Raw genomic sequence first — 6,528 nt, forward strand, 5'->3', positions numbered from 1 at the left:
AGGTCTCTTCCGGGGTTCATGGTGCCGTCGGTGGTGGTGGTGTTGGGGGAGTTTCCGGTGACGGTGCATGGGAAGTTGGACCGTAAAGCCCTCCCGGACGTCAACTTCGAACCTCAACCGCTGCAGTATGTTGCGCCACGAACGCCGGTCGAGGAGACGGTTGCCGCAATCTTCGATGATCTGCTGGGAACGTCGACGGTGGGCGTGAACGACGACTTTTTTGCCCTGGGTGGGAACTCTCTCAGTGCGGCCAGGCTGGTTGCGCGAGTGAATTCTGTTCTCGGCGAACGGATCAACATTCGCGACGTCTTCGATGCTTCTACCGTTGCAGCGCTGGCCGAGTTGGCGCAGTGTCGCGGAGGAGAGGGGGCCAAGCCGGCGTTGAGGCCGCGGGGTACGACGACGGATATCCCACTTTCGCCGGCGCAGGAGCGAATGTGGTTTGCGAATCAGTTCGACCCCGAGTCCGCCGCCTACAACGTCGCGTGCGCGTTGAGGCTCGACGGCACAGTGAATCTGAGTGCACTTCACGCGGCATTTGTCGACGTCGTCGAGCGGCACGAGTCCTTGCGCACTGTTTTTCCTCTCACTGACGACGGCCCGCGTCAAGTGATCATGTCTACCTCACAGGTGGTATCGGATCTTGCACCGATACTTGTGCAGGGAGAGGAAGAGCTGCGCGAGCGTTGCCGGCAGATCGTTTCGGATGGTTTCGACGTCATGCAGCAGGTCGCGATGCGCGCCACCTTGTTGCGGCGAGACGACCAGGTCCACTCGCATGTCCTGGTGATCGTGATTCACCACATCGCCGCCGACGGATTCTCCACGGTACCGCTGGCCCGAGATCTCATGAGCGCATACACCTCCCGTGTGAACGGTGAGGCACCGCAGTGGGCGCCGCTCGGGATCCAGTATGCCGACTACGCGTTGTGGCAACGTGGTTGGTTGGGCTCGGAATCGGACTCTCGGTCTCTGATCTCGAAACAGCTCGGCTATTGGGCCGAGAATCTTGCGGGCGCACCGGAGGTTCTCGACATTCCGACCGATCGACCGCGTGTTGATGTGCGTTCGCTTCGACGCGGACGGATCAGGTTCGTGTTCGGTCCGAAGGTGCATGCCGGTGTGGTTGCCCTGTCGCGCAAACACAACGCCACGGTCTTCATGGTTGTGCACGCAGCCTTGGCAGTGCTGCTGGCGAGGCTCAGTGATGAGGACGACGTAGCCGTCGGAACTCCCATCGCCGGGCGTGGGGAGCGCGAACTCGACGACCTGGTGGGCATGTTCGTCAACACGTTGGTGTTGCGCACTGCAGTGGACCGCGGCGCAACTTTCGGAGACTTCCTCGACCAGGTCCGAAACGTAGATCTGAGCGCCTTCATTCACGCGGACGTGCCGTTCGAAAGAGTCGTCGAGATCGTGAATCCTTCACGTTCGACGGCGTACTCGCCCCTGTTTCAAGTCATGTTGGAGTTCCAAGACATCGAACGGCCTGCACTCGAACTCCCCGACCTGCAGGTGACCGACGTGGGCGTCGAGATCGACACCATCAACTTCGATCTTCAGTTGACGGTGACGCAGAACGCCGGCGCAGCCGGCGAATCGGACGGTCTTCGCGCCGAATTCGGATATGCCACAGATATTTTCGACGAGGAAACGGTAGCGGGCTTCGCCGACCGCCTGCAACGGATTCTCGAGCGCGTTATCACGGATCCGCAATCACGGATCGGAGATATCGAGATCCTCGACGCCTATGAGTCAGCCGAACTGGTACCCGTGCGAGGTGAGATTTCCGCCGCTGTTCAGACCCTTCCGGATTTGCTGACTGCAGCAACAGATATGGCGACTGCCCAGGATCCCGGCGCCGTTGCGCTGGTGTTCGAGGAACGTGAAGTGACCTATCTCGAACTCGACGCGCAGTCGAACCGATTGGCCCGCATGCTGATCGAATCCGGAGTGGGTCCCGAATCGGTGGTGGCGATGTGTCTCCCACGCTCCATCGAGTCCGTTCTGGCGGTGTGGTCCATTGCCAAGACAGGTGCGGCATTCCTTCCCGTGGACCCGGGACATCCTGCTGCTCGTATCGAGCACATGCTGGGCGACTCCGGTGCAGGGTGGGGGATAACGTCTCGAGCTCACAACGCGGCATTGTCCGGCCTCGTGCCGTGGCTGGTCCTCGACGATGCCGGTTTCGAGGAACGGCTGCGGGCGTACTCGCCATCGAAAGTCACCGACGCGGATCGGAAGGCACCGATTCGCATCGACAATCCGGTCTATCTGATCTACACGTCGGGGTCGACAGGAACACCCAAGGGCGTGACGGTCACACATCGCGGGTTGAGCGACTTCGCGCTCCAGGAGCGTGAGACCTTCGCCGCCACGACCCGATCCAGAACTCTGCACTTCGCTTCGCCGAGTTTCGACGCGTCGGTTCTCGAGCTCGTGATGGCCGTTGGTGCTGGAGCCACGATGGTGATCGTGCCACCGGCCGTCTACGGCGGGTCGGAACTGGCGGCGTTACTGGAGCGCGAGCGCGTCACCCATTGTTTTGTGACTCCGGCGGCCTTAACGTCCGTCGACCCAGACGGTCTCACCACTGTCGGTTGTGTCGTGACAGGTGGGGAAGCGTGTCCGCCGGAATTGGTGGCCCGCTGGGCTCCGGGCAGAAAGATGTTCAACGCCTACGGTCCTACCGAGGCAACTGTCGTGTCGAGCATCAGTGCGGCACTGGCTCCGAACGACCCGGTCACTATCGGCACACCTACTCGCGGATTCAGCGAGGTAGTGCTGGACTCGCGTCTGCGAGCGGTACCGGTAGGTGTCGCGGGGGAGTTGTATCTTGCCGGGCCGGCTCTCGCTCGCGGCTATCACCGGCGATACCCGTTGACCGCCACGCAGTTTGTCGCAGATCCCTTCGGTGCGCCGGGAACGCGGATCTATCGCACGGGCGATCGCGTGCGGTGGACGCCCGACCGACGGCTGGAGTATCTCGGGCGCACCGATGCCCAAGTCAAAGTCCGTGGGTTCCGCATCGAACTCGGGGAAGTCGAGGTGGCACTGCAGACGCACCCGCGCGTGGCCCAGGCGGTGACGGCCGTCTGGAACGGCGACGGCAGGGATCGGTTGATCGGCTACGTGGTTCCCGATCGCGGAGCGAGTGTCGATCCGCGAGACGTCCTCGCCCATGCAGGCAAGCGCCTGCCGTCGTACATGGTGCCGGCGGCGGTGGTGGTGCTCGACGCCGTTCCGCTGACGGTTCACGGAAAACTCGACCGCGCAGCGCTTCCCACACCCGATTTCTCGTCCGCCGCCACACCCGACCGGCCACCGCGAACGGAAACCGAGAATCTTCTTGCCGCTCTGTTCGCGCAGGTTCTCGGTCTCGACGCGGTAGGAGTGCATGATTCGTTCTTCGAGCTCGGTGGCGACAGCATCATGTCCATCCAATTGGTGGCCCGCGCTCGCGATGCGGGTGTGATCATCTCACCCCGAGATGTTTTCGACCACAAATCCGTCGCCGCGCTTGCCGAGTCGGCGCACCTTGAGCAGGACAGGCCTGATGTACTCGCGGAGCTACCGGGATCCGCTGTCGGAACTGTTCCACTGAGCCCGGTGGCGCAGTGGATGCTCGACCGCAGCAGTGGCGGGCTGCGTGGCGGCGGAGTGAAACGGTTCTCCCAGGCGCTCTTGCTGACAGCTCCCGCTGATCTCACCCAGGACCTCCTTGTCCGTGGTCTCCAGGTGTTGCTGGACCGCCACGGAATGCTTCGAGCTCGCTTGGTTGAGAGTGACCGGGTCATGGAAGTCTTACCACCCGGCTCGATCTCGGCCGAAGGACTGATCCACCGCGTAGCTGTCGATTCGGTGGACGACGAAGGTTTCAGGGCCTTGGCGTCGGGAGAACTCGAGGCCGTGGCCGACAGCTTGGATCCCGCCACGGCTGACATGGTGCGCGTGATCTGGTTCGACCTGGCCGACAAACCTGACGTGTCGACCGGGCGGGGCCGACTACTTGTGGTGATTCATCACCTGGTTGTCGACGGCGTCTCGTGGCGCATTCTGGTCACCGACCTGGCGTCGGTGACAGCACAACTCCAGGCCGGTGTCACGCCCGAACTGTCACAGATCGGAACGTCGTTCCGGCGATGGGCGCATGGGCTTGTCGAGCACGTGGGCGACCGGAGCGTCGAACTGGACATATGGAAAACGATCCTGGACGGCGATGACCCGTTGATCGGTTCGCGCCCACTCGATCCCACGATCGACGTCGACGACACGGTCGACACCGTTACAGTGGACATCTCGCCTTCGGCGACCAGGAACCTTCTCACCACGGTTCCTGCGGCATTCCACGCGGGCGTGAACGACGGACTCGTCACCGCTGTTGCGTTGGCCTCGATCGAGTGGCGACGACGCCGCGGTATGGATACCGCTGCCGCCCTGATCACGCTCGAAGGACACGGGCGCGAGGAAGGAGCGGTTCCTGGTGCAGACCTCGCTCGCACCGTTGGTTGGTTCACCACGCTCTACCCGGTGCGCGTGGAACTTGGCGCAATCGACGTCGACGACGCACTGGCAGGTGGCGCCGACGCCGGGCGGGCTCTCAAAGCTGTCAAAGAGTACGTGCGTGCGATCCCCGATCATGGAATCGGATTCGGGATGTTGCGGTACCTGTCGGGCGAGAGCGACTCACTCGGCCGATTCCGTTCTCCTCAGATCAGTTTCAACTATCTGGGCCGGATCAGCTCCTCTGACGGAACACAGGACTGGCTGCCGGTGGAGGGCAATCGAAGGCTCGGCGGAACCCAGAACCCGTCCATGCCTGTGGCGTCCGTGATCGACATCAACGCGGCGGTTGAGGACCATGTCGACGGGCCCTGCCTGACAGCATCTTTCACCTTTCCCCGCGGAGTGCTCGACAGGTCTGACATCGCGGAGTTCGCGGAACTGTGGCGTCGTGCGCTCGACGGACTCACCGCGCACGCGTCGCGACCTGATGCGGGCGGTCTGACGCCGTCGGACATTCCCCTCGTCTCGGTCGACCAACAACAGATCGAACGCTGGGAGAACGACTTCCCCGGATTGCAAGATGTCTGGTCGGTGTCGCCCCTTCAGGCCGGGCTGATGTTCCATGCCTCACTGGCGGCCACGTCGACGGACGTCTACACAGCGCAGTTGTGCGTCGAGCTCGAAGGAGCGGTTGATTCCGAGCGTTTGCGCGGCGCTGCTGCCGGACTACTCGCAAACCACCCGAATCTGTGTGCAGCGTTTCTCTACGACGTGAACGGCCTACCGGTGCAGTTGATTGTCGACGATGCAGTGATTCCCTGGACCGAGGTCGACCTGAGTGATCGCGGATCGGCAACCGACGCAGATCTGGAGCGCCGCCTCGACGAGGACCGCAGTGCACCCTTCGACCTCGCTTCGCCGCCACTGCTTCGGCTGACGCTGCTGCGAACCTCGCCGACGAGGTGCGTGTTGGTGGTGACGAACCATCACATCGTTCTCGACGGCTGGTCGATACCGTTGCTGGTTCGCGAACTGTTGATGCGATACGCGGCCGACGGTCTCCCGGTCGAGAGGGCCCCGGCCGATCTTCCCGAGACTCCCTCCTACCGCGCCTATCTGGAATGGTTGATGCACCGCGATATGGAGACCTCGCTCGCGGCGTGGGAGGACGCCTTGGAAGGCGTCGACGAGCCGACGTTGTTGGCGCCTTCGACGCCGATCGCGGAGCAGCTGGTGCCCGAAGAGGTTGCCGTCGATCTACCCGATTCGGTGCGCGACGGACTCGGTGCGCTGGTCCAACGGAGCGGGATCACGATGAACACGGTGATCCAGGCGGCGTGGGGTGTCCTACTGTCTCGGATGCTTTCCCGTGACGACGTAGTCTTCGGCGTCACGGTTTCGGGCCGCTCACCCGAGTTGTCTGGTGTGGAAAACATGATGGGGCTGCTGATCAACACGTTGCCTGTCCGAGTGCAACTGGATCCGGACGAGACGTGTACGCAGCTGCTCGCTCGACTGCAAAGCGAGCAGACAGCTCTGCTCGATCATCACTATGTCGGACTCGGCGCGATTCAATCTGTCGTAGGGACAGGCAATTTGTTCGACACACTGTCGGTCTTCGAGTCGTATCCGATCGATACCTCGGGGATGGGCGGGAACACCGACATTGCCGGTATGCGCGTCACCGCTGTGAATGCCCGCGACGCCACGCATTACCCGCTCACCGTGCTGTCGGTCGCGGAACCGACGCTGCAGGTCAGCCTGCGGTACCAGCCGGCGGCATTCGACCGCGCCGCGGTCGACACCATTGCACAGCGAATGTCGCGGATTCTTGCCGCCTTCGCAGCGAACGCGGATACACCGGTCGGTGAGGTCGACGTGTTTGTCGCCGGTGAGCGTGGGTTGGTGGTGGGTGGTTGGGATGGTGTGGGGGTTGTGGTGGGGGGTTTGACGTTGGTGGATGTGTTGGATGGGCGGTTTGCTGGTGTGGGTGGTGGGGGGTTGGTGTGTGGTGGGGTGGTG

General features: G+C 62.8%; 1 protein-coding gene. It reads left to right on the forward strand.

Translation table 11 applies throughout. The features are described 5' to 3' along the window. Positions 1-6,528: non-ribosomal peptide synthetase (locus A2J01_RS26825; RefSeq protein WP_156519422.1), on the forward strand; the 6,528-nt coding region annotated here is incomplete at both ends.

It is taken from the genome of Rhodococcus sp. EPR-134 (assembly GCF_001647205.1).
Classification (GTDB): Bacteria; Actinomycetota; Actinomycetes; order Mycobacteriales; family Mycobacteriaceae; genus Rhodococcus_F; species Rhodococcus_F qingshengii.